This window comes from Pseudomonas sp. ADAK2 (assembly GCF_012935755.1).
GTDB lineage: Bacteria > Pseudomonadota > Gammaproteobacteria > Pseudomonadales > Pseudomonadaceae > Aquipseudomonas.
On the sequence record NZ_CP052862.1, the window covers coordinates 934,327 to 956,417 of the forward strand.

Genomic DNA, 22,091 nt, shown 5'->3' on the forward strand with positions numbered 1-22,091 from the left:
TTCAACATTCCTGAGCACTGGTTGCTAAACACCTGATCTGCTTTCGGCAGCTTATAAGATGCGAAACCAGTGATGAGAAAAGACAGACCTTCCCTTCGGCGCCTTGCAGGTAATTTTCTCAATCAGTGGTAACAGGCTGAAGGGCGGACAATTCAAAAAACGGATCAAAGAAGTTCCCAAGAAGAGACTTCCGGTGATCACTCGAAGGGGTAATTGCGGGGCGATTCCTGGCGGGTGTATCCGTACTGCTGACGCAAGGTTCAAACCTGCGGGTGACAGACAGCGCGCAAGAGATCAAACCAGATGCCTGAGCCCCTGCGCGTTATCACATTGACGCTTACAGCGAACTAACCAGATGTCCGCCATCGACCGCCAACACTGAACCGGTCATGAAGTTGCCAGCGTCACTGGCCAGCAACAGCACCGGCCCGTCCAGCTCCTCAACTCGTCCCAAACGACGCATCGGCACGGTATCGCGGATATATGCCTGGCCTTTATCCGTGTCAAAGTAGTCACCATTCATCTCGGTTTTAAAGTAACCGGGGGCTATCGCATTGACGCGAATGTCGTAACGAGCAAGTTCCAGGGCAAGTGACTTGGTCAACTGCACGACCCCGGCCTTGGCAGCGCAGTAATGACTCAGGCCGTTGCCGACACGCTCGCCAAGAATTGACGCGATATTGATGATGCTGCCACCCCGCTCCGCTTTGGCCAGTCTTTGCGCAGCGCATTGAGCCACGCGCCAGACACCGTCCAGGTTGGTCGCGAGCATTGCACGCCACTCTTCTTCGCTGACCTCCAGCGCCCGAACAGCTCCGCCGACGCCGGCGTTATTGATGACCACGTCGACACAACCAAAAGCGGCCTGAGCCGCATCGAAGGCACTTTCAACACTGTCACGCTGGGTGACGTCCAGCGCCACGGGTAGCACCTCGGCCCCATGCCATTGCAGTTCAGTGGCCAGCGTCTCAAGACGCTCGACGCGACGCGCCGCAATCACCAGCCGACCGCCCGCCTTCGCCACCAGTCGGGCGAAGTGTTCGCCCAGGCCACTGGAGGCACCGGTGACCAGCACGGTTTTGCCCGCTAAAGAAAAAATCGTATTCATCAAAGCACCTCGAACAGGCCAGCGGCACCCATGCCACCGCCCACACACATCGTCACTACGACGTACTTCACGCCGCGCCGTTTACCTTCCAGCAAGGCATGCCCGACCATCCGGGCACCGCTCATGCCGTAGGGATGACCAATCGCAATGGCACCACCATTGACGTTGAGTCGCTCGTTGGGAATGCCGAGTTTGTCGCGACAGTAAATGACTTGGCAGGCGAACGCTTCGTTGAGTTCCCACAGGCCAATATCATCCACTTTCAAACCATGCTTCTTCAACAGTTTGGGAATCGCCAAAACAGGACCAATGCCCATTTCCTCAGGAGCCAAACCCGCCACGGCGATCCCGCGATAAAGCCCTAGGGGCTCGATATTTCGCTGTTGCGCAAGACGCGCGTCCATCAGCACGCAAGCACTGGCTCCGTCGGACAGTTGGCTGGCGTTACCCGCCGTGATGCAGCCGCCCTCGATCACCGGCTTCAGATTGGCCAGGTCCTCAAGACGGGTACCCGGGCGATTGCCCTCATCGAGATTGAGCGTAACCGACTCATAACTCACCGCGCCGCTGGCTTTATCAGTCACCGCCCGGGTTGTACTGACTGAGATAATTTCCTCTTCGAATACGCCGCTTTGTTGCGCCGCCGCAACCCGCTGTTGTGATTGCAACGAATAGGCATCCTGCATCTCGCGGGTGATGCCATAACGTTTGGCGACATGCTCCGCGGTCTGCAACATCGGCATGTATGCATGCGCGGCATAACGCTCGACTTGCAAGTCACGCTCGGCGAATGCCCACTCCATATTGCGTGTCTGCACGGCGCTGATATTTTCCTGACCGGCGCCGATGGTCACGCGCATGCCGTCGTAGATAATGTGCTTGGCCGCAGTAGCAATCGCCATCAGACCCGAAGCGCATTGACGGTCAATGGTCTGGCCGCAGACGCTATGGGGCAAACCTGCCGCCAGTGCGCTCATGCGCCCCACGTTCCAGCCCGCAGTGCCTCCCGGCATTGCGGTGCCCATGACCAGGTCCTCGATTTCTGCGGGATCGACCCCGGCCCTTTCAACGGCAGCGGTTATCGCGAAGGCGGCCATGCTCGGTGATTTCAGGTGATTGAAAGCCCCTCGAAAAGCCTTGGCAATGGGGGTACGGGCGGTTGATAGAATCACGGCTTCTTGCATGGTCTGGGTTCCAGGATAAGTCTTGGCCACCCATGAGCAGGTGGCCCGGAAGAGTCACAATGTGTGGATGTGAGTTTTCTTGGCCGCAACCAGTCGCTTGAGCAAATCGGCTGGGGTAAACCACATGTCGCCGTAGCTGCCCAATTGCTCCCGATAGTGTTCGATACCCGCCAGTACTTTCTCCAATCCCAGTTGCTCGGCGTAGTACATCGGCCCGCCCTGCCACGCCGGGAAGCCGTAGCCATTGACCCAGACCAGATCAATGTCACCACTGCGCTCGGCAATGCCCTCATCAAGCAACTGAAAGCCTTCATTGATCAGCATGAACAGACAGCGGTCGTGAATCTCCTGATTGGAAATAGCTCGCCGAGAAATCTCCAGCTCTGCGGCAAGGACTTCGGCACAGGCGATTACCTCATAATCTTCCTGTCGCTCACGCCCTTCATAGCGATAGAACCCGCGCCCGGTCTTCTGCCCGTAGTGACCCCGGGCATACAACTCATCGGCCAGCTTGCAATAACTCGGGTCATGGGCGATGGCCTCGCGACGTGACTCACGCACCAGATAACCCACGTCGATCCCGGCCAGGTCGTACATGGACAACACGCCCATGGCCAACCCCAGTTCCGTGAGTACGCCATCGACCTGAGCCGGCGTCGCACCTTCCAGAATCAGACGATGGGCTTCCCTCGCATAGGGTTCCAACATGCGGTTACCGATAAAGCCGAAGCAGACCCCGGAAACGACCGCTACTTTCTCGATACGTTTGGCTAAGGCCAGAGTCGTGGCCAACACCGAGGGAGCGGTCTGCTTACCGCGCACCACTTCCAGCAGGCGCATGACATTGGCCGGACTGAAAAAATGCAGGCCTATGACGTCTTCCGGACGGCGCGTCACTTGAGCGATGAGATCGACGTCCAGAGTCGAGGTGTTACTGGCAAGGATGGCGCCGTGCTTGCAAACTTCATCCAACGTGCGGAACACCGCCTGTTTGACGGTAAGGCTTTCGAACACCGCTTCGATGACCAGGTCGGCTTCAGCGATATCCGCATAGTCCAGAGTCCCGGAGATCAGCGCCATGCGCGACTCCAGCGCCTGGGCACTCAATTTGCCGCGCTTGACGCTGGTTTCATAGACTTTGCGAATCTGAATCAAGCCTCGATCCAGGGCTTCGGCCTTGAGTTCAAGCAACTTGACGGGGATGCCGGCATTGGCGAAGTTCATGGCGATCCCGCCGCCCATGGTGCCAGCGCCGATAATCGCGACGGCGTCGATGGTACGAAGTGGCGTATCTGAACTGACCCCAGAGATTTTGGCGGCTTCACGCTGGGCAAAAAACTGGTGACGCAAAGCCGCTGATTGCGGCGATGCCTCCACTTGCTTGAACAGCACCTGCTCATGGGCCAGGCCTTGCTCCAGTGGCAGCTCACAGGCAGCCTTCACCGCGGCGAGCGCCAGCCCAGGTGCGATTTGCCCACGCCAGCGCGCGGCACGAGCCCGCTCGAAATCGTCAAAAAAACCGGCAGGCAGTTGATCTTCCGGTTGTGGTCGGCGCCAGGCAGGCTGGGCTGGTGCAGCCTGGGTCAAGAGCTCCCGAGCAAAATCACAGGCAGCGTCCAGCAGCGTTTGCTGGCCTTTTACCAGACGATCCACCAAGCCGATTTCACGAGCACGAACCGCCCAGACGGGTTCTCCGGAAAGGATCATATCCAATGCCACTTCGGCACCCACTAGCCGTGGCAATCGCTGCGTTCCTCCAGCACCCGGCAGCAGACCTATTTTTGCTTCTGGCAGGCCCAACCGAGCGCTGACTTCACTGATTCGATAACCACAGGCCAATGCCACCTCCAGCCCACCGCCCAACGCCAGACCACCGATGGCGGCAATCAAGGGTTTCTCAGACTGCGACAGTCGATTCAACAGGCTGGCAAGGTCTGGTGTGGCAAAGGCCGATGCGCTGCCAAACTCGGCAATGTCGGCGCCCGCGCTGAAGGCTCGACCCTCGCCGTACAGCACAATAGCCCGCACATCCGGATCAGCGATCGCTCGATCATAGGCTTCAGCCAAAGCAGCACGCAGGGCTTGCCCCAGCGCATTGACGGGCGGACGGGCCAGGCCGATCAGGGCCAGATTTTCTTCGACGCGGTAGTGGATCAAGGTGTTCATCAACTGTCTCCCATTGGATTAAGGGCTTGGCCAACCATGTCAGAACCAGGCGTTTTGCATGTCGTACGTGGTGCGGTTACCGGCACACAGCAAATCCGCCTGGCCCTGCAACGACGCCAACTCCCACTCCATGTAATAGGCAGCGGTATGCAACTTGCCCTGATAGAAATCGCTTTCGCTGTCGGCTGTAGCCGCAGCGAGTGCCCGCTCTGCGACTAATGCCTGGCGTAGCCAGATCCAGCCGACCAGCACTCGACCAAACAGGTCCAGGTACGCGGTGGCATTGCAAAGCCCAAGGTCAGGTTCGATACCGACCTGACGCTGCAATGACGCCGTCACGTCCTCCAGAATCGCCAGTGCCTCGGCCAACTGCGCCGCCAGCACCGATGAATGCGCCAGCCCTGCGGCGTCATCGAGACTGCGGCGAACCTGCGACAGAAATAACGCGTAACCTCGTCCGCCCTTCGGCCCCAACTTGCGCCCCAGCAAGTCGAGCGCCTGAATACCCTCGGTGCCTTCATGAATGGGGTTGAGCCGGTTGTCGCGGTACAGCTGCTCCAATGGGTACTCGCGGGTATAGCCCGCGCCACCGAGGATCTGGATACCCAAGTCGCAAGCGCTCAAGCCATAACGCGAAGGCCAGGTCTTGACCATTGGCGTCAACAGATCGAGCAATTGGGCGGCGTCCTCTCGGCTGTCTGGATCAGTGGCAGTGTGGGCATCCTCCACCAGGCTACTAGCGTACAAACACAACGCCAGACTGCCTTCGGCATAGGCCTTCTGCATCAGGAGCATGCGACGGACATCGGCGTGTTCAATGATCGACACCTGACGCGTCAGGGGATCCTTGCAACTGGCGTGTCGTCCCTGCGGACGTTCACGCGCATAGTCGAGGGCGTGCAGGTAGCTTTGGTAGGCCAGGCTCGCGGCCCCTAGGCCGACGCCGATTCGCGCCTCGTTCATCATCTGGAACATGTACGCCAGTCCCTTATGCGCCTCACCCACCAGATAACCGACAGCACCACCCTGCTCGCCAAAACTCAGGACAGTAGAGGTGGTGTTGCGATAGCCCATCTTGTGCAACAGCCCTGCCAAAGCGACATCGTTGCGCGACCTCAGACTTCCGTCGGTTTCGACCAGAAATTTTGGCACCACAAACAAGGAAATGCCCTTGACTCCCGCCGGTGCACCGTCCATCCGGGCAAGCACCAGATGGACGATGTTTTCCGTCAGCTCATGATCGCCACCAGAGATAAACATCTTCTGGCCGAAGACCCGATAGGTGCCATCGGGCGCCGGCTGCGCACGTGTGCGCAAGTCCCCTAGCGCAGACCCCTGCCCCGGCTCTGTTAACGCCATCGTGCCACTGAAGCGCCCTTCAAACATGGCAGGCAAAAATCGTTCTTGCAGCTCAACAGACGCAAAGCTCTTGATCAGATTGGCCGCACCGATACTCAAGAACGGGTAACCGGTGGTTGCGATGTTCGCGGCATTGAAATAAGCCATGCAGGCGCGCAGCAACACTTCAGGCAGCTGCAGGCCACCATCCTCGAAGTCGTGATGCGCGGCGAGAAAACCAGCCTGTGCGAAAGCATTCCAGGCGTGCTGGGTTTCCTCGATCAAGGTAATGCGTTCGCCGTCGAAGCTGGGCTCCTGACTGTCGCCCTTATGGTTGTGTGGGGCGAAGAACTCAGTGGCCACCTGGCGCGCCGTGTTGAGCGTCGCGTCGAACACGGCGCGATCATGCTCGGCATAACGCTCGCGCTTGAGCAGTGCCTGAGTATCGAGCAGTTCGTAGAGTAGAAAATTCAGATCACGTTCGTTGAGCAACATAATGATGGAATCCCGCCTGGACATTTCGAGAGCGATGAGCCGACATTGATGTTGTAACAAGCGCGAGCGGTTGATTCGTCAAACCGCGGGTGGAGTTTGAGATGGAATTGATTCGGTGTGGGGTGGAGCCCCTCCAGTCCAGGCTGAGAGATCTATCAGCTCAGCAAGCCGACACTACGAGCCTTGCGCAAAGCCTCCTCTCGGTCATTGACCTCCAGCTTACGGAACAGGTTGTTGATGTGCGTTTTCACCGTGCTAAGGCTGACGAACAGCGACTCGGCGATCTGCGCATTGCTCTGGCCTCGCGCCATACGTTGCAACACTTCACGCTCGCGCCGTGTGACTGGCTCTACCAGACGATTTGCCTCGGTCGAAGACCGGATAAGTTGCGGCATGACCATGCTGAGTTGCTCAGCAGTCGGCAATGGTGAATGCAGTTCATACTGACGACGTGCTTCAGGGGTGACCAGTTGCCGAAACATGTCTCTGAGCTCACTGCCCTCATGGTGCAACAACTGACCCAAACGGTATTGGCAAGCCAGGGCCAAGGCCTGATCCAACAGCTGCATCACTTGCTTTTGATCACCGTTGTCGTGCGCAAGGCTTGCTTCGAGCACCAATAAATCAAGGTTCAATCGCTGGTTGTGGTGTTCCTCGGCCAGTTCTCGCAATTCCGACAACAGCTGCATGCAGACCGCTCGCTGCCCAAGATGCCGTTGCACCCAGGCGTAAGCCAGAGTCTCCTCAGGCTGGATATCCTCACGGTAATGTCGCTGGCACCAATGCCACTCCTTGAGCCACGCCAGCAGGTAATTCTGGTCACGATTACGCACCGAGCTACGCGCTTTCCAGGCGCCGGCAAGACGATAAACCCGCCATTGCTTGAACTGCGCCGCCAGCCGTCGAGCCTCATCCCAACGCGCCAGCGCGCGTGGGGTATCGCCCTGTGCATCGAGCAGGCAGGCTTGCTGGTGAAAGATCAGCGTGAGCCCGGCACTGTGGGGGAAGTCGAGGGCGATTTTTTCGGCCTTGGTCAGGCTCAGGGTCGCCGCTGGCAGCAGGTTTTGCTGAATCAATACCAGCCCCTGTCCCAGATGCACGAACGAGTCGTAGAAATTACCTGAGCCCTCACCCAAAGCGTGTTGCATGTCGTCATCAAAAAACCGCTGATGAGCCCTCTCGCTCTCCCCTTGGGCCAATTCGATTTGACCCAGAAGCAGTTGCAAGCTGCGGGTATAGCCTTTGAAGCCGAGACGTTGAAGCTGGTCGAGTGCCACGCCGACCTGGCGCCTGGCGTCATTCAAGCGACCCAACGCAGCCAGGCATCCGGCGCTGTTGGCGTGCAGGATCGCCATTCCGGCATTCGGCTCAGGGTATCGTTCCAGCGCGGTACTGACCAGTTCCACGCCGTGGCGCAGGTTTCCGCCGAGCAAAGCCAGATGACTGCGTAGAAACGCAATTGTCTGCATGACCCTGTCCGAACGCTGAGCGGTGCTTTGACTCGCCAGACGCCGCAAACTGGCAATACAGGCCCGCGTCCTGTCGATGTCATTGGTGACAATCAAGGTCGAGGCCTCGGTCATGGCCAGATTCAGATGATCGCTCGGGCTATGACGCAGAGCATGGGTCAAGAAGTCGACGATGGCATTTATTTCACCTTCGCGCAGTAGATCGAAGGTGTGTTCTTCCACGGTTTTGAACAGCGCCGCCGAGTTCTTCGCCCGTCCATATTGGTACACGGCCTGGGCATAAAACCGGTTGACCAACAACCAATCAGCGGCACGCTGATGCAATTGCAAAAGAGCCTGCGGGTCACGTTTTCGCAGTCGCTGCTGAGCCGTAATCCGCAAGGCTGGATGGAACTGAAATTCCAGCCGTTCACCAGTGTGTTGCGTAATGAACAAATCAGCCTGCTGCAGTTTACGGATCATCGTCCCCGGATTCGTGTCGCCACTCAGCGTTGCGGCCAAATCCAGGTCAAAGGCACCCACAACGGACGTCCGCTCAACGAAAGCCAACAGCCCCGGCGACCACATGTTCAGCAGTTCCTCCTGAACAAATTGAGCGATCTCGGTATAAGACTGCTGAGTCGCACGCTGCAAACGTTCAGCCTGGCTACCCGAGAAAGTCATCTCTCGGTAGGCCGCGCACCAGAACAACACACCGCTAACCCAGCCCTCACTGCCCGCCTGCAAACGGTAAACGAAAGCGGGATCAAGACCGATGCCCTGGGCCGAGAGCAGTTGCTGCGTTTCTTCTCCGGTCAATGCGAGGTCATTCTGGTCCAGCACCAATAAACGTGAGTCACGACGCAAATGCCCCAGAGCAAGCATCGGCCGCCCCTCACTGGCGGCAACAATGCGCAGCATGTTCGGTGCGCTATGCAACAGGGTTTCCAGATAACCAAGCGAACGTGGCGAACGTAACTTTTCTGTCTCATCGATAAGCAGCGTGAAAGGTGCAACCAAGCCATCCAGGTGGCTGCGAATGGTCGCCCACATCTCACTGGTATTGGCTTCGTCAGGCGCCGGGACTTTGAGCAGCAAGCGATACAGATGACCAATAAAATTGACAGGCTCGTTGTCCGTGCGGTCAATCCGGTACCAGCCAAACGAAGTGCCCAAGGCTGCGGCAAACTGACTGAGCAACGTGGTCTTCCCGTACCCCAGGGGTGCACGCAGTAACGTAAGGCAGAAACCTTGCGCCGAGGCATCCTCCATCCGCTTAACCAACCGCGAACGCTGGATCAACGTCCGTGGCAGCTGCGCAGGGCGAAATTTGCTCAGATCGATGGGAGTCTTCAATGCAGCAACCTTACTAACGCAACGGATCTTTTCAGCATCTTACTCTCGGCGGTTTTCAAACTGTGCCCGGATACGCTTTTTATCGAGCTTCCCAACGCTGGTCCGAGGGATTTCCGTCACTGGGTAAACATTAGTCGGAATCGCCCATTTTGATAGACAGCCCTGCTCGACGAAACTCATCAGATGCGTCCGAATCTGCTCCTCGTTGACCGGTTCCATCCCGGCCACCGTAACGATCAAGGCCACCGGCCGCTCACCCCAGCGCGCATCGGAAATACCAATGACCGCGCACTCCGCAACGGCCGGGTGGCGACTGACAAGACTTTCGATATCCAGAGAAGAAATCCATTCACCACCCGTCTTGATCAGATCCTTGAGGCGGTCATGGATATGCACCAACCCATGGGCATCGATGCTAGCGACATCACCGGTATGCAACCAGCCATCACGCCAGAGCTGTTCGCTGCTATCCGGATCCTTGTAATAAGCCGGCGTCAGCCACGGGCTGCGGATCAGTAACTGGCCAATATGCTGACCATCCTGCGGCAGGTCGGCGTGCGCCTCATCCACCAGACGCATCTGCACCAGCGGCGTGGTAACCCCGGCACTGCAACGCCAATGTAATTGCTGCTCTTCCGGCTCATCTTCGATGCCGAGGGGCAGTGCTGTCAGCGAAATGATCGGGCAGGTCTCCGACATACCATAAGCGCCTCGAACATCAACATTCATTGCCTTGGCCTTGCGTGCCAACCCAACTGACAAAGCAGAGCCGCCGACCAGTACATGCCACCCCGAAAGGTCCGCATCCGTCTGCTCTGCCGCGCCGAGCACCATGCTTAATAACGTCGGCACACAATGCGAGTAGTCGACCTTCTCTCTCACAATAAGATCGACCAGCACCTTGGGCTCATAACGCCCCGGGTAGACCTGCTTGCTGCCCATCATGGTAGCGATATAGGGAACGCCCCAGGCATGCACATGAAACATCGGGGTGATGGGCATGTAGGTCTTGTCGCGACTGAGCAACTCCACGCCGGCCGCGGCATGCACGTTCGCACTGACCAACGTGTGCAGCACCAATTGACGATGGGTGAAATAGACGCCTTTCGGGTTGCCAGTGGTGCCCGTGGTGTAGAACAACGTGGCGACTGCGTTTTCATCGAACGTCGGGAAGTCGAACTCAACCGGCTGCCTTGCCAGCAGTGACTCGTACTCACCCAGCAATGGCAAATCACTTTGCACCGCTTGATCGCGATCCTGACAAAGCACATATCCGCGCACGCTCGGTAGCTGCCCGGCAATGGACGCCAGCATCGACAAGAAATCCCCATGCGCCAACACCAGGCTATCTTCTGCATGCGCCATGGTAAACAGCACCTGCTCCGGCGCGAGCCGAACGTTGACCGTGTGTAGTACGGCGCCGAGCATCGGTATGGCGAAGAAACACTCCAGATAGCGATGGCTGTCCCAATCCAGCACCGCCACCGTATCACCCGCTTTGACACCCAGTTCAGAGAGCGCATGCGCCAGTTGATGAATTCGCCGGTTGAGGGTCGGGTAGTCGAACCGCCGCTCGTCGCGGTAGACGATTTCATTACGACCTGCCGCTAGCAAGCCGGTTTCCAGCAAGCCGCCTATCAACAAGGGAGAGTCGTGATAGCTGGGGGTCGCCTCAAGGAATTTCGGCTGATGGGGAAGGCTCATCGCTGCTCCTGTTGCTCAATATCTTGTAATTGTTAGACCTAGGTTATAGAGGCATCGAGCGCAATCAGCCTCAACCCCTGGGTGGAATTTTCCCACCTAGAGGGTGGAAATGAAGCCTCTGCCTTTAACGCTCCCACCCGTGTTTTCCACCCCCACTGCCGGCAAATTCCACCCCAAGGTTGAAGCCGTAGCCAGGCAGCCTGTTTATAAATACGCCATCGACCCAAGCGGCTCGAATCCTTGCATTCGATGCCCGCTTGCCCGCTACCAGCCCAGGAAGCCGTAAAGATGAGTATTTTCAAAGCCTTCACCTTCGACACCGTCGCATCGATCGTCACCGAATGGGGTGCGGCACGGCGCATGGGTGAGCTACTGAGCGACTGGACCGATCGACGCAATCTGTTAATCGTTACCGACAAGTTCTTGCATCAGGGCGGCCTATTGGATCAAGCCAAGGCTTCGCTTGCCGCCGCGGGCTTCAACATCAACGTGTTCGACGACGTCGTCGCCGATCCACCAGAGGCCGTGCTGCTCGATTGCGTCGGACAAGCCAAAGCTGCTGGCGTGGACATCGTCCTCGGCCTGGGGGGTGGTTCTTCGCTGGATATTGCTAAACTGGCCGCCGTGTTGATCACCTCCGACCAGCCTCTGTCCGAGCTCTACGGTATCGGTAAGGTCAAGGGCACACGCTTGCCGCTGATCCAGGTACCGACCACCGCCGGCACCGGTTCCGAAGTGACCAACATCACCATCCTGACCACTGGCGCCACGACCAAAATGGGCGTGGTGTCATCCCAACTGTATGCCGACAAAGTCATTCTCGATGCCGAACTGACTATCGGTCTGCCGGCGCTGCACACCGCCGCTACCGGCATCGATGCGATGGTTCATGCAATCGAGGCTTACACCAGCCGTCATCGGAAAAATCCGATTTCCGACACCCTCGCACGCGAAGCCCTGCGCCTGCTTTCCGGCAGCCTGATCGCTGCGTGTGAGGACGGCAAAAACCGTATCGCCCGCGAAGCCATGCTCTTGGGTGCGACGATGGCAGGGCAGGCATTTGCCAACGCGCCCGTCGCCGCCGTACATGCCCTCGCCTACCCATTGGGTGGTCACTATCACATCCCTCATGGTCTCTCGAACGCGTTGATGCTTGGCCCGGTGTTGCGCTTCAACATGGCGGCTGCAGCCCCCCTCTATGCCGAACTGGCCGACACCCTGCTGGGGCGTAGCAATACCTCGACGTCCATGCGTTCCGCGCGCTTCGTCGAACACATGGAAGACTTGATGAACCGATCAGGGGCACCGCGCCGGTTGCGCGACGTCAAAGTCACACAGGAAAGTCTGCCGCTGCTGGCCAGCGATGCGATGAAGCAGGAGCGCCTGCTGATGAACAACCCGGTCGATGTCCGTGAAGCCGATGCGCTGGCGCTGTACCGCCAGGCCTTCTAACACTGCGCATCGTGATTTTCTCAACAACAGAACACATTCGGGCACTTCCATGACGAACGCCATCAACCCATTCGTCCCTGCCTCTTCTCTCTGCATCCAACAGGTATTGATAAATGTTGAACACCCATCCGCAAACCTACGACATCGTCATCCTCGGCGCCGGCTTTGGTGGCCTGGGCATGGGCGCGCAACTGAAAATGCACGGGATCGATAACTTCATCATCCTGGAACGCGGTGATCGTATTGGTGGCGTGTGGCGCGACAACGCCTACCCTGGCGCTGCCTGCGACACCGAATCACATCTGTATTGCTACAGTTTTCATCCGCACCTGCGAGTCAGCAAAATGTACGCAGACCGAGACGAGCTGCTGCGCTACATGGACTCCATGGCCACACGTTATGAGCTGATGAGCCACATCAGCCTGAACTCCGAGCTCACCCGTGCACAGTGGGACGAAGACACCCATCAATGGGGCTTCGAGCTCGCCGATGGCCGCAGCTTGAAGGGACGCTTCTTTGTGCCGGCCTGGGGGCAACTCAACAAACCGGCTATCCCGGGCTTCAAGGGCCTGGACAGCTTCGCCGGGGAGTACTTCCACTCCGCACAATGGCCTGCCGATGCAGATCTGTCGGGCAAGAAAGTCGCCAGCATTGGCGCCGCGGCCAGCGCCGTACAGTACGTGCCGGAAGTCGCCAAAATCGCCAGTCAGTTGACCGTGTTTCAGCGCAGCGCCAACTGGATCATGCCGCGCAATCAGATCGTCTTTGTCCGGGAAGAATTGGACGCTTTCGAACGCACGCCAGAACTGTTCGCGCAAAGCCGAGAGAAGCTACACGCATTCCGGGAGGACGGTTTCGCTCGCACCCGTCACGGCACCGACGCTCAAAAGGAAGGGATCAAAATGGCCACCGGGCATCTGGCAGCCCAAGTACCAGACGTCGAACTGCGGGCCAAACTCACCCCGGATTACGAGTTCGCGTGCAAACGTATCCTGCGCTCGGATGACTACTACCCGGCGCTGATGCGTGACAACGTAGCGCTGGAAACAGCTGCCGTTGCCGAGTTCGTCCCGGAAGGCATCATCGACAAGGAAGGAAAACTGCACGAGTTCGATGTGGTGATTTTCGGCACTGGTTTTGAAAGCCAGGCCTTTCAGGGCGACCTTCAGGTCGTTGGCCTGCAGGAACAAACGCTTCACAACCGCTGGGCCGAAGGCGCCGAGGCCTATCTGGGCATGAGCGTTCCTGGCTTCCCCAATATGTTCATGATCTACGGCCCCAACACCAACCTTAACCACAACTCGATCATCACCATGCTCGAGATCCAGCAGACGTACATCATCCAGGCTATCGAAGGGCTGGGTCATGGCCGGCAGGCTATCGATATCAAGCAAGCTACGTTCAACAGCTACAACGACAACCTGCAGACCAACATGCAGTCCTCGGCCTTTTCCTCCGAATGCTCCAGCTGGTACAAAAACGCTGCGGGCAAGGTCATCAACAACTGGTCAGGCACTGTCGACGAATACCGAGAACTGGCGGCGCATTGGAACCGCGACGACTACCATTACCTCTCGGTCGAGGAGCTCAAAAGAGGATGAGCAAAGACCTTTCGGATGCCATTTCTCTAGACGATGTCGCTCCTGATGCGGTGGCCCTGGTAGAAGCATTCCGGACCAATGGCGGGGTGTCCTTTCAGGATTCCCCTCTGACGGAGGTGCGGGCCAACTACCTGAAGTCATGCGCGATCAACGGACTGGAAAAGCAGGACGTCGGCTCGATCAAGACGCTGGAGTTCCCGGTCGAAAACGGATTCGCTGCACTGAGAATCTATCGAGCAAGCGGCTTACCCTCAGATCAAAAGACGCCCTTGACGTTCTTTATTCACGGCGGTGGCTGGGTCATTGGCGATCTCGACAGCCATGACAGCCTGTGCCGATATCTGGCCAACCATACCCAATCGACTGTTGTGGCGGTGGACTACAGACGAGCGCCGGAATACAAGTTCCCGATACCTCTCAATGACTGCCGGGATGCGCTGACCTATGTCATGGTCCACGCAGATGAATGGCAGTTGGATCTTTCAACAGCAGTCATCGTGGGAGACAGTGCCGGAGGCAACATGGCCACCGTCCTTGCCAATCAACGTGACTATCGTCCTGAGGGAATGAAGTTCGCTGCCCAGGTGCTGTTCTATCCGGTAACCGACCTCACGGCAGGCACGACGTCCTACCAAAACATCACAAGTGGGTTCGCGCTGACCGCAGAGTCGATGTACTGGTTTCGAGAGATGTATACCTCCCCTGGGACAGACCTCACCGATGAGCTGCTCTCGCCGCTGCTACGTAAAGATCGGAGCATTCAACCGTCGATGTTCATCGTCACGGTCGGGCTCGATCCGCTCGCAGACGAAGGTATCGAATATGCAGCACGGGCAGCCCGGAGCGGTACACGCGTCATCCATCACCATTTGCCGAAGCATATGCACGGAATCTTCACCGCTGCCGGCAAAATCGATACCGGGCGTGAGCTTCTCGAAAAGGCAGCCTCGTTTATAAACGCTGTACAGCAACCCATCGACGTTCGGTAGCTTCAGCGGATATCCAAAACAAAAATAACGAGCGGGACTTCTTTCCTTCAGGGGATGAGTCTCGCTTTGTCGTTTCTGTGATCTCAAAAAACACCCACAAAAAAGCTCAGCGTAACGCCTGCGTATCAGCAGACATCCTGCATGACCATCGGCAATTCGAAGGCCATGCATGAGCCGTGCTTTACGTTACTGGCGTTACGCTGAGCATCAGGGGCGAAGGATTAACCTTGCGACACAGCCTGCCTGGCTGCACGTTCTGTCGCAGCAATGAAGCCATCAACATCGCTTTCAGTCATCGCCGTGGACAGGAACGCCTTGCCGGTTTTGGCGATGTGGTAGCCCTCAAGCACCAAGTTCTTCTGCAACTTCGCAATGAGCTTGGATTCTTCCTTGCTGGAATACCCGGAACGGTAATCCAGCACTGTGCGCTGATGCCCGAACACCATGAACATCGAAGAGAAACCAGTCACCTGACCGGGGAAATCGGCCTTTGCAAAAGCCTCGGTAACACCCGCACGCAGCCGATCACCGAGAACATCCAGGCGATCAGAGTCGGCTTGTGTGTACAGGTCCAACGCAATCTTGCCCGCCGTCATTGTGACCGGGTTTGCGGTGAACGTACCGCTCCAGGGCAACAACGGTTTGCCATTGCGATGATCGAAAACCTCCATGAACTTGCGCGAACCGACAACGGCCCCCACCGGAAAACCACCACCGATGATCTTCGCCAGCACAGTAAGGTCAGGCCTGATGTTGAAACGTGTCTGCGCACCACCACGATTTACACGAAAGGTGATGACCTCATCCAGGATGAATACCGCGCCGATTTCGGTGGACACCCGCCGGATCATTTCAATGAAGGATTGGGATACAGGCACAAACCCGAAGTAGCTAGGTGCGGGATCAATGATGATCGCAGCGATCTGATCCTTGTTGGCACGGATGATCCTTTCCGCCGATTCGGTGTCGTTGAAAGGAATGACAACAACATCATTCTTGACCCCTTCCGGTGTCCCTTTGGAGTAGCCAATGGAGTTAGGGTCCTCACCCCAGTTCTCAGGTGAGGAGTCCAGGCTGACTTCCGCGTAATCATACGAACCGTGATAAACACCCTCAGCCTTAACGATCTTCGAGCGCCCGGTGATAGCCCGGGCCGCTTTGATGGCGCACATGACGGCTTCGGAGCCCGAGTTGGAGAAACGAACCCACTCAAACCCCTCGACACGACCGCAAATAGTCTCGGCCAGGGCAACTTCGGGTTGAGTAGGCAACGTAAACGCCGTCCCGTTCGCCACTTGCTCCTGGACTGCAGAGACAATGGCAGGATGCGCGTGCCCATGAATGAGGGACGCGAAGTTGTTGAGGAGATCGAGCCGACGAGTGCCGTCGACATCCGTAACGTAGGCCCCAGAACCACTCTTGGCATAGACCGGAAATGGGTCTTGCCAAGGAAGAATCCGCGTAATACCCCCCGGCATCACTTCGGCGGCACGGTCATAGAGTTCTTTAGATTTGCTGAGCGGATCCGGCCAATTTACTGCTGACATATGATTACCCTTCCATACAGATACGAACTTCGTTCATCGACGCATTAAAAAATCGGGTCAGAGAGAGCAACCTCTAACAACAAAACGGTCTTGGGATGGCCTGCCATCGTGGTGTTCTGCCGACACCTGATTGGGGGCGAGAATCAGAGATTAAGCGCGCCCTGTTACCGTAAGAGAACCTGCTCAGTCGTAAGCGACCGTCCATGTGATGGCTTTCAGCACGTGCTTATTCAAGCGAGGAAAAAGTCTTTCAATGCAGGCCAGAAATTCCGACAAATACGGAGTCACGAGGCGAGCAGGGAAGAAATCGCACCCTTCACGTAACGAAAAAATCGGCGCGGCCTAGTGTCCGCAATGGCAGACAAGTTTTTGAATAGTACGGTCGAGGTACTGCGCTCAACAGGTGAGCAAGGGCCAAATATCGAAGGATCGAAGGCCATATACCGAGAGGAGAGAGGCTGTGGGGTTAGGAGCGGAGTGAATACTTAATATGCAGGGGCCCATGTCCACTTCAGAGGAACAACGGCGAGCAGGCATGGAGGCATGAATATAGTCGTATCGGGATCAGACACCTGCTGATCGAATTCACTCTCTATTGCTCGGAAATCCCATGCGCCCTATCACTCGTCTCGCCCTTGCAATGACCATTTGCACCTCAGCCTTCAACGCACAGGCCAGTAACGTCCTAGTCGTGATGTCTGATTCAGACCACCTTGAGCTCAAGGACAAGAAAGTCTTTGCAACCGGCTTTTACCTGAACGAATTGATGCAACCGGTAAAACTGATGCTCGATGCCGGGCACTCGGTGACCTTTGCGACGCCTACAGGCAAGGCGCCGACTTTGGACAAATCGTCCGCCGACAAGGTGTATTTCAACGATGACGTTGCGGCACTGCAGGAGTACAAGGCGCTGCTGGAGTACCTCAAGATCACCTCGCCGGGTGAGTCACCGATCATTAGCCTGTCGCGGGTCGAACAGATCGGCTACGAGCACTTCGATGCTGTCTATGTACCTGGTGGCCATGCACCTATGGAGGATCTGCTGCATAGCGCCGCATTGGGGAAGTTGCTGAACAACTTCCATAACAACGGCAAGACAACCGCCCTCGTTTGCCATGGCCCGATTGCGCTACTGTCGACTCTGTCCGACCCAACAGCCTTCACTCGGAAACTCGAAGTCGACGGCAAAGCCCCAACGCATGGCTGGACTTATGCAGGATACAAATTCACGGTCATCAGCAATCAGGAAGAGGAACTGGCCAAGGGCTTGTTGAATGGCGGTGCGATGAAGTTCTATCCGCAAACGGCACTGGAACAAGCCGGCGGCGTATACAGTAGCAACACTTCACCGTGGACCAGATCAGGGGCTGCCAAAAGCCGATGCGGCGTTCGGTTCTTACGAACCGCGTCAAGGCAGACCGATCAGGCGTTCGTAGCAGTGGTCGATGCTGTCAGTTGCGCCTTCGCCTCATGTCCGTTTCGAGTTGTCATCCCAGGGCTTGCGCGGGGTATTCAGCGGCGACATGCTGCACTCGCCTTTTGGGAATGGAGCAGCAAGATGTGTGAGGATCGCGTGCTAGCAGGCAAGAGTCGGTTCGAGCTACTCAGGTTCTGCGTCGACAACGGCGCGCTACTGCTACCGGGCATTTCGAGGCACCACACGCAGGTCACATCGTCGACAACGCCGGAACATTCGGGGCCGAATTTCTCACCTGAAAAATGAAAAGAGATGGCCCCCATCACTAACCTGTCACCTCCCGACCATATACGGGAATTGAGCCTGTGTATGACACCTTCGGTCTTAAGTCCTGACTCATGAACGGTGAGACGACCTTTTGAACTAACAGGGAGAGTTTTGGTCAATTAAACGCAACGTGATAGTTTAATGACGCCGTGCCTGCATTACCTGTCGTAGGTATTTGGATTGGGTATCGTCCTGCCACTTATAGTAACTCGAGCGTTAACCCGAGAACGTAAGAAACGGAACTGTCCACCCCGGTTACTCTTGGTAATACTTTCTAAGATTGACGGCGATCAATTGTTGTCAAAAAATACTTGGCCGATCTGGTTCGGTCATTACAGTTCGATTCAATTCTCAGGTAGAGGTGGCGTATGTATATCGTCAAGAAGGCACCGAGCTTGGCAATGGCGGGCATCCTGATGGGTGGTTTTTTTCAATCATCCGTTCAGGCTGAAGGCATCGTTGGCTCGGCACTCAACGGTGCAGCCAATATCACCGGGGCGGCGCTGGGTGGGGCCGCCAATGTCACCGGCGCTGCGCTTGGAGGCGCGGCGAATATCACTGGAACAGCACTCGGCGGCGCAGCAAACGTTACAGGGACAGCGCTGGGTGGGGCCGCCAATGTGACTGGCACTGCGCTCGGTGCTCCCAGATACAGTTCCGATGACGACTATGACCCGCCACCACCAAAGCATCGCCGTCATCAGCAACAGCGCTATTACCAGGATAATAACTAACAGCACCAATGTCTTATCCAGGCCGACCAGAAACTAATATTTTGTTGTTGATGGCGGCAAGGGTTCAACAGGTAGCGGGAAATATCTCAGAGGGCGATAGTCTTCACTTATCTTTAAGTGGGCACTATCGCCCTTTTTCAGAACAAACAATACCCGGCGAAACACCTATCCGAAACCCTTCAAAGCCCATACGTAAATGGTTGCCGCCCATACCTGATGACACCACCGTGGACTTACCTTTACATATGCCCCTATAGTTCACACCCATGGAACTTCGCGAGCTGATTAACTTTTTAAATGAACTATAACCGGCGACTGCCCCATCACAGGTGACTTACCGTTTTGTGTGCTGGGTCGTTGGGTGGCGGGTCGACTTTGTGGATCAGTTGCTTGATCGGAACGCCTTCGGGCAATTGGATGGAACTGAAGACAATCCGGGCTTTGACCTTGGCACCAAGCCTCGCCAATCGGTGCTCCGGTACATCGTAGATGAAGGCTTGGCGAATCAGCGGATGGTCCAGGCAAAAAGCCAACAAGTTGAAACGGACGTCGAGTGTCAAGCTGGCATTGATCAGCACTAGATCGAAGGCGGTGTCGCCGTACTCCAGCAACGTCAGCATCTCCTCCAGGCTAGAAACCGGCGCGATGCAGTAGTAGCCCTCGCGGTTAAAGTCCCGCTCCAGGCGCAAACGCTGAAAGTGCTGTGGGTCGGCAATCATAATACGCAATGCTTTATTGATCATAGGCTGCTCCTAGCGACCGACCGGTTGTTGACGGGGTTCAGCTGTGCGCTGCAGGCAGCGCAACAGATCGGCACCATTCATGGCTCGGGAATGCCAGTAGCCCTGGCCCTGGGCACAGCCCAGTTCCAGTAGTTCCTGGTGCTGCTCGGCGGTCTCGATACCCTCGATCACTACAGACATGCCCAGGGTCTGTCCCAGCGCCAGGGTACTGGCGACTACAGCCCGACAACGGGGCTCGTGCTTGAGACCGCGGACGAACTCCGCGTCAAGTTTGATTTCGTTGAAAGGCAGTTGGCACAGGCGCTGCAATGAGGAGAAGCCTGCGCCGAAATCATCGATCGACAAGCGACACCCCATGATGCGCAGACGCACTAGATTTTCCAGGGACACCGCTGGAGCTTCCAGCAAACCACTCTCAGTCAACTCAAAGGTCAAACTGCAACCGGGTGCCTGGAACATGGCGAGGATCCGTTTGATCTGCGACGTCAATTCCACATTGGCCAACTGCGCCGCTTGCAGATTGAACGCCAAGTTCAGCTCCCCTCCCCGACTCCTGACCTGCCGCTGCAAGCTCAACGCCTGGAGCATCAAGCTGAACAGCAACTCATCCATCAACCCACAGTGCTCCACCGTCGGCAGAAACGCCGCAGGCGAAAGCAGGCCCTTGAACGGATGGTTCCAGCGCGCAAGGACCTCTACACCCAATACCTCGCCGGTTTGCAAATCGAACTTGGGTTGGTAATAGGGCTCCAATTGTTCGTCGAGAAAGGCCAGCCGCACCTGCTCCTCGTTGGCCAACTCCATATCCGTCAGTGTCGACAACGTGGCCGGCTGTCGGCTCAAATAATCTTCAAGCAGTTGCCGCATAGTTTCAGCCTGCAAGGGTTTACCGATATCACCGAGCATGTGCAGCCCCAGCAATGCGCCCATCTGCCGAACCGTACGGCGCACATCGAAAGGCAGGTAACTGCTGATAATGATGGCCCCCACCTGTCCGGTTGCCCCAGCTCGTTGAATGAACTCCAGACCATCTATACCTTCCATCTGCAAGTCACACAGAACCACATCCACAGGCCCGGCCTCTTGCAGGATGGCAAGGGCCTCACCACCACTGCTGGCCTCAAGCACTTCTCGACACCCCAACTGCATCAATAGGCTGACGGCTACCGAGCGTTGAAATAGATGCTCTTCTAGCACCAGGACACGGAGCGGCAGACTAGGCATTGGGGGGCACTCGGCTGTAAAGGGAATGCGTCAATTTTCCGGGAGTCGACTGAACGAAGACAGTAGAAACAGTCCACACTTTTATAGGAAATTTCTCGAAAACCAAAAGAAAATGCCTTTGGTCTTAATTGCGGTAATTGCCATGTAGAAGCGGAATATCTACTGTGAGTGATCCTTCTGGAGCATCGTAGAAGGATCGTGGCCAGTCGCCTGATAATGAAGTGAGCTCTTTCAGGTGATGATCAAGAGCGAACCAACCCGGGAACGTCTGCAACTCGCGTCGAGTGATATCGATTTGACCTATGGCGCCAACAAATTTTCCGTATCTGGCAGAAAGGCAACATCAACCGGATAAGCTTCACCAATAAGCAACCCCTTGCCGTAGAAAATAACGCCTCGCTGTCGTAGAACCAAGCCATCCCGACTAAAGTCGAACACCCCACCTGTCGAGGCCGAGAAGGTAAAGTGTTGATCATTCATCTTGACCATTTCGAACTTAGTGCTGGCTGCCGGCCGATATTGTTCAAGACGGATCAAATAGGTTTTGGACAATTTTACAAAGAGATCCTTTGAAATATCGCGGTACTGGCGCAGTGAAAGCCCAGGTCGGCGTTGCAATTCGGTTGCAATCAGTGCAAACACTTCAGCATTCACGCCAGCCACTGCAAATTTTGCGGGCAGGACCTGCGCGAGTTTATCCCTGTTTATTTGAAGGGATTGGTTCTTTAATGTGCTCGAATGCTCCGCTCCCACTCCGTTGACGACCGTCGTAAACTCGGTGACATCGATAGGCACCAGAACCGAGGTCGCTAGAAACGCAGCGCATGCTGAAGACTGCACCTGTACGTCTGCGCCTAACAGCACTGCGAGTTGATCATCCGTCATGGATTTTTTTCCAGCCTCCTCCTTCGCCAATATTTCCTTTAGCTTATCGGTATTGATTTCCCCTCTGGCCAGAGCACAGGCCTGGCTCGAAAATATATTATTGCGTTGTCCATTGAAACTCGGGGCAAGCTCCAATACCGCATCTTGAATAATGGCCAGCGCGGGGATCTTTATCGATCCTCGCGGCATGTTTGAAACTTTAGCTGGTTCATTTTTTTCGGAACCACAACCTGAGACAAGCACAGAACAACAGACTAGAAAGCTAATAGCGATCTTGGATTTCATAACTCACCTTGATAATTTATAGATACAACCGATCTCTGCCTTGCGCAGGACATCTTTATTTCATGTTTTTCTGATTAGCTGCTCGATA

Annotated in this window: 14 protein-coding genes and 1 pseudogene; 5 read left to right on the top strand and 10 right to left on the bottom strand. The window is 56.4% G+C overall.

The annotated features are described in order from the left end of the window. Nucleotides 1-337: 337 nt before the first annotated feature. The 6 genes from HKK52_RS04235 to HKK52_RS04260 form a co-directional block, all read right to left on the bottom strand. Nucleotides 338-1,108, bottom strand: a complete 771-nt coding sequence (locus tag HKK52_RS04235) for an SDR family NAD(P)-dependent oxidoreductase (protein ID WP_169369675.1) — start codon at nucleotides 1,106-1,108, stop codon at nucleotides 338-340. Continuing rightward, nucleotides 1,108-2,292 (bottom strand): acetyl-CoA C-acyltransferase, encoded by a 1,185-nt coding sequence (locus HKK52_RS04240; RefSeq protein WP_169369676.1) that lies wholly within the window; start codon nucleotides 2,290-2,292, stop codon nucleotides 1,108-1,110. The genes HKK52_RS04235 and HKK52_RS04240 overlap by 1 nt, the downstream gene beginning before the upstream one ends. A 54-nt stretch (nucleotides 2,293-2,346) precedes the next feature. Continuing rightward, nucleotides 2,347-4,458 (bottom strand): 3-hydroxyacyl-CoA dehydrogenase NAD-binding domain-containing protein, encoded by a 2,112-nt coding sequence (locus tag HKK52_RS04245; RefSeq protein WP_169369677.1) that lies wholly within the window; start codon nucleotides 4,456-4,458, stop codon nucleotides 2,347-2,349. A 39-nt stretch (nucleotides 4,459-4,497) separates the two neighbouring features. Continuing rightward, on the bottom strand, nucleotides 4,498-6,291 hold the full coding sequence (locus HKK52_RS04250) for an acyl-CoA dehydrogenase (protein WP_169369678.1): 1,794 nt from the start codon (nucleotides 6,289-6,291) through the stop codon (nucleotides 4,498-4,500). Nucleotides 6,292-6,446: 155 nt separating this feature from the next. After that, nucleotides 6,447-9,095, bottom strand: a complete 2,649-nt coding sequence (locus HKK52_RS04255) for a LuxR C-terminal-related transcriptional regulator (protein WP_169369679.1) — start codon at nucleotides 9,093-9,095, stop codon at nucleotides 6,447-6,449. A gap of 39 nt (nucleotides 9,096-9,134) precedes the next feature. Then, nucleotides 9,135-10,799, bottom strand: coding sequence for a fatty acid--CoA ligase (locus HKK52_RS04260; RefSeq protein ID WP_169369680.1), 1,665 nt, complete (start codon nucleotides 10,797-10,799; stop codon nucleotides 9,135-9,137). 288 nt (nucleotides 10,800-11,087) lie between these two features. Between HKK52_RS04260 and HKK52_RS04265 the strand changes: the two genes are divergently transcribed. The 3 genes from HKK52_RS04265 (at nucleotide 11,088) to HKK52_RS04275 (ending at nucleotide 14,841) form a co-directional block, all read left to right on the top strand. Continuing rightward, nucleotides 11,088-12,251: an iron-containing alcohol dehydrogenase gene (locus HKK52_RS04265; protein ID WP_169369681.1), complete on the top strand. Its 1,164-nt coding sequence runs from the start codon at nucleotides 11,088-11,090 to the stop codon at nucleotides 12,249-12,251. 113 nt (nucleotides 12,252-12,364) lie between these two features. After that, a complete protein-coding gene (locus HKK52_RS04270; RefSeq protein WP_169369682.1) occupies nucleotides 12,365-13,852 on the top strand; it encodes a flavin-containing monooxygenase in 1,488 nt (495 codons plus the stop codon). Continuing rightward, on the top strand, nucleotides 13,849-14,841 hold the full coding sequence (locus HKK52_RS04275; RefSeq protein WP_169369683.1) for an alpha/beta hydrolase: 993 nt from the start codon (nucleotides 13,849-13,851) through the stop codon (nucleotides 14,839-14,841). Before HKK52_RS04270 ends, HKK52_RS04275 begins: the two co-directional genes overlap by 4 nt. A gap of 221 nt (nucleotides 14,842-15,062) precedes the next feature. Here HKK52_RS04275 and HKK52_RS04280 read toward each other — a convergent pair whose 3' ends face one another. After that, the gene (locus tag HKK52_RS04280) at nucleotides 15,063-16,388 is read right to left on the bottom strand and encodes an aspartate aminotransferase family protein (RefSeq protein ID WP_169369684.1); all 1,326 of its coding nucleotides are present in this window, start codon (nucleotides 16,386-16,388) and stop codon (nucleotides 15,063-15,065) included. Between the two features lie 610 nt (nucleotides 16,389-16,998). On the opposite strand from HKK52_RS04280, the pseudogene HKK52_RS04285 reads away from it, so the two are divergent. Then, nucleotides 16,999-17,742 (top strand): annotated as a pseudogene (locus HKK52_RS04285) (type 1 glutamine amidotransferase domain-containing protein); the annotation flags it as partial. 758 nt (nucleotides 17,743-18,500) lie between these two features. Next, nucleotides 18,501-18,866 carry a hypothetical protein gene (locus HKK52_RS04295; RefSeq protein WP_169369685.1) on the top strand — a complete coding sequence of 122 codons (366 nt, stop codon included), beginning with the start codon at nucleotides 18,501-18,503 and terminating at the stop codon, nucleotides 18,864-18,866. Nucleotides 18,867-19,189: 323 nt separating this feature from the next. Here the strand turns inward: HKK52_RS04295 and HKK52_RS04300 are convergent, their stop codons facing one another. From HKK52_RS04300 to HKK52_RS04310, 3 genes are all read right to left on the bottom strand, one after another. Beyond that, complete coding sequence (locus HKK52_RS04300; RefSeq protein ID WP_169369686.1) at nucleotides 19,190-19,609, bottom strand: response regulator; 420 nt, start codon at nucleotides 19,607-19,609, stop codon at nucleotides 19,190-19,192. A 9-nt stretch (nucleotides 19,610-19,618) separates the two neighbouring features. After that, a complete protein-coding gene (locus tag HKK52_RS04305; protein ID WP_169369687.1) occupies nucleotides 19,619-20,833 on the bottom strand; it encodes an EAL domain-containing response regulator in 1,215 nt (404 codons plus the stop codon). A gap of 300 nt (nucleotides 20,834-21,133) precedes the next feature. Beyond that, nucleotides 21,134-22,003: a hypothetical protein gene (locus HKK52_RS04310; RefSeq protein ID WP_169369688.1), complete on the bottom strand. Its 870-nt coding sequence runs from the start codon at nucleotides 22,001-22,003 to the stop codon at nucleotides 21,134-21,136. Nucleotides 22,004-22,091: the final 88 nt, after the last annotated feature.

Excerpts from the sequence above, each read along its gene's own strand:
- HKK52_RS04235 (WP_169369675.1), bottom strand. The coding sequence starts at position 1,108 with ATGAATACGATTTTTTCTTTAGCGGGCAAAACCGTGCTGGTCACCGGT.
- HKK52_RS04240 (WP_169369676.1), bottom strand. The coding sequence starts at position 2,292 with ATGCAAGAAGCCGTGATTCTATCAACCGCCCGTACCCCCATTGCCAAG.
- HKK52_RS04245 (WP_169369677.1), bottom strand. The coding sequence starts at position 4,458 with ATGAACACCTTGATCCACTACCGCGTCGAAGAAAATCTGGCCCTGATC.
- HKK52_RS04250 (WP_169369678.1), bottom strand. The coding sequence starts at position 6,291 with ATGTTGCTCAACGAACGTGATCTGAATTTTCTACTCTACGAACTGCTC.
- HKK52_RS04260 (WP_169369680.1), bottom strand. The coding sequence starts at position 10,799 with ATGAGCCTTCCCCATCAGCCGAAATTCCTTGAGGCGACCCCCAGCTAT.
- HKK52_RS04265 (WP_169369681.1), top strand. The coding sequence starts at position 11,088 with ATGAGTATTTTCAAAGCCTTCACCTTCGACACCGTCGCATCGATCGTC.
- HKK52_RS04270 (WP_169369682.1), top strand. The coding sequence starts at position 12,365 with ATGTTGAACACCCATCCGCAAACCTACGACATCGTCATCCTCGGCGCC.
- HKK52_RS04275 (WP_169369683.1), top strand. The coding sequence starts at position 13,849 with ATGAGCAAAGACCTTTCGGATGCCATTTCTCTAGACGATGTCGCTCCT.
- HKK52_RS04280 (WP_169369684.1), bottom strand. The coding sequence starts at position 16,388 with ATGTCAGCAGTAAATTGGCCGGATCCGCTCAGCAAATCTAAAGAACTC.
- HKK52_RS04295 (WP_169369685.1), top strand. The coding sequence starts at position 18,501 with ATGTATATCGTCAAGAAGGCACCGAGCTTGGCAATGGCGGGCATCCTG.
- HKK52_RS04300 (WP_169369686.1), bottom strand. The coding sequence starts at position 19,609 with ATGATCAATAAAGCATTGCGTATTATGATTGCCGACCCACAGCACTTT.
- HKK52_RS04305 (WP_169369687.1), bottom strand. The coding sequence starts at position 20,833 with ATGCCTAGTCTGCCGCTCCGTGTCCTGGTGCTAGAAGAGCATCTATTT.
- HKK52_RS04310 (WP_169369688.1), bottom strand. The coding sequence starts at position 22,003 with ATGAAATCCAAGATCGCTATTAGCTTTCTAGTCTGTTGTTCTGTGCTT.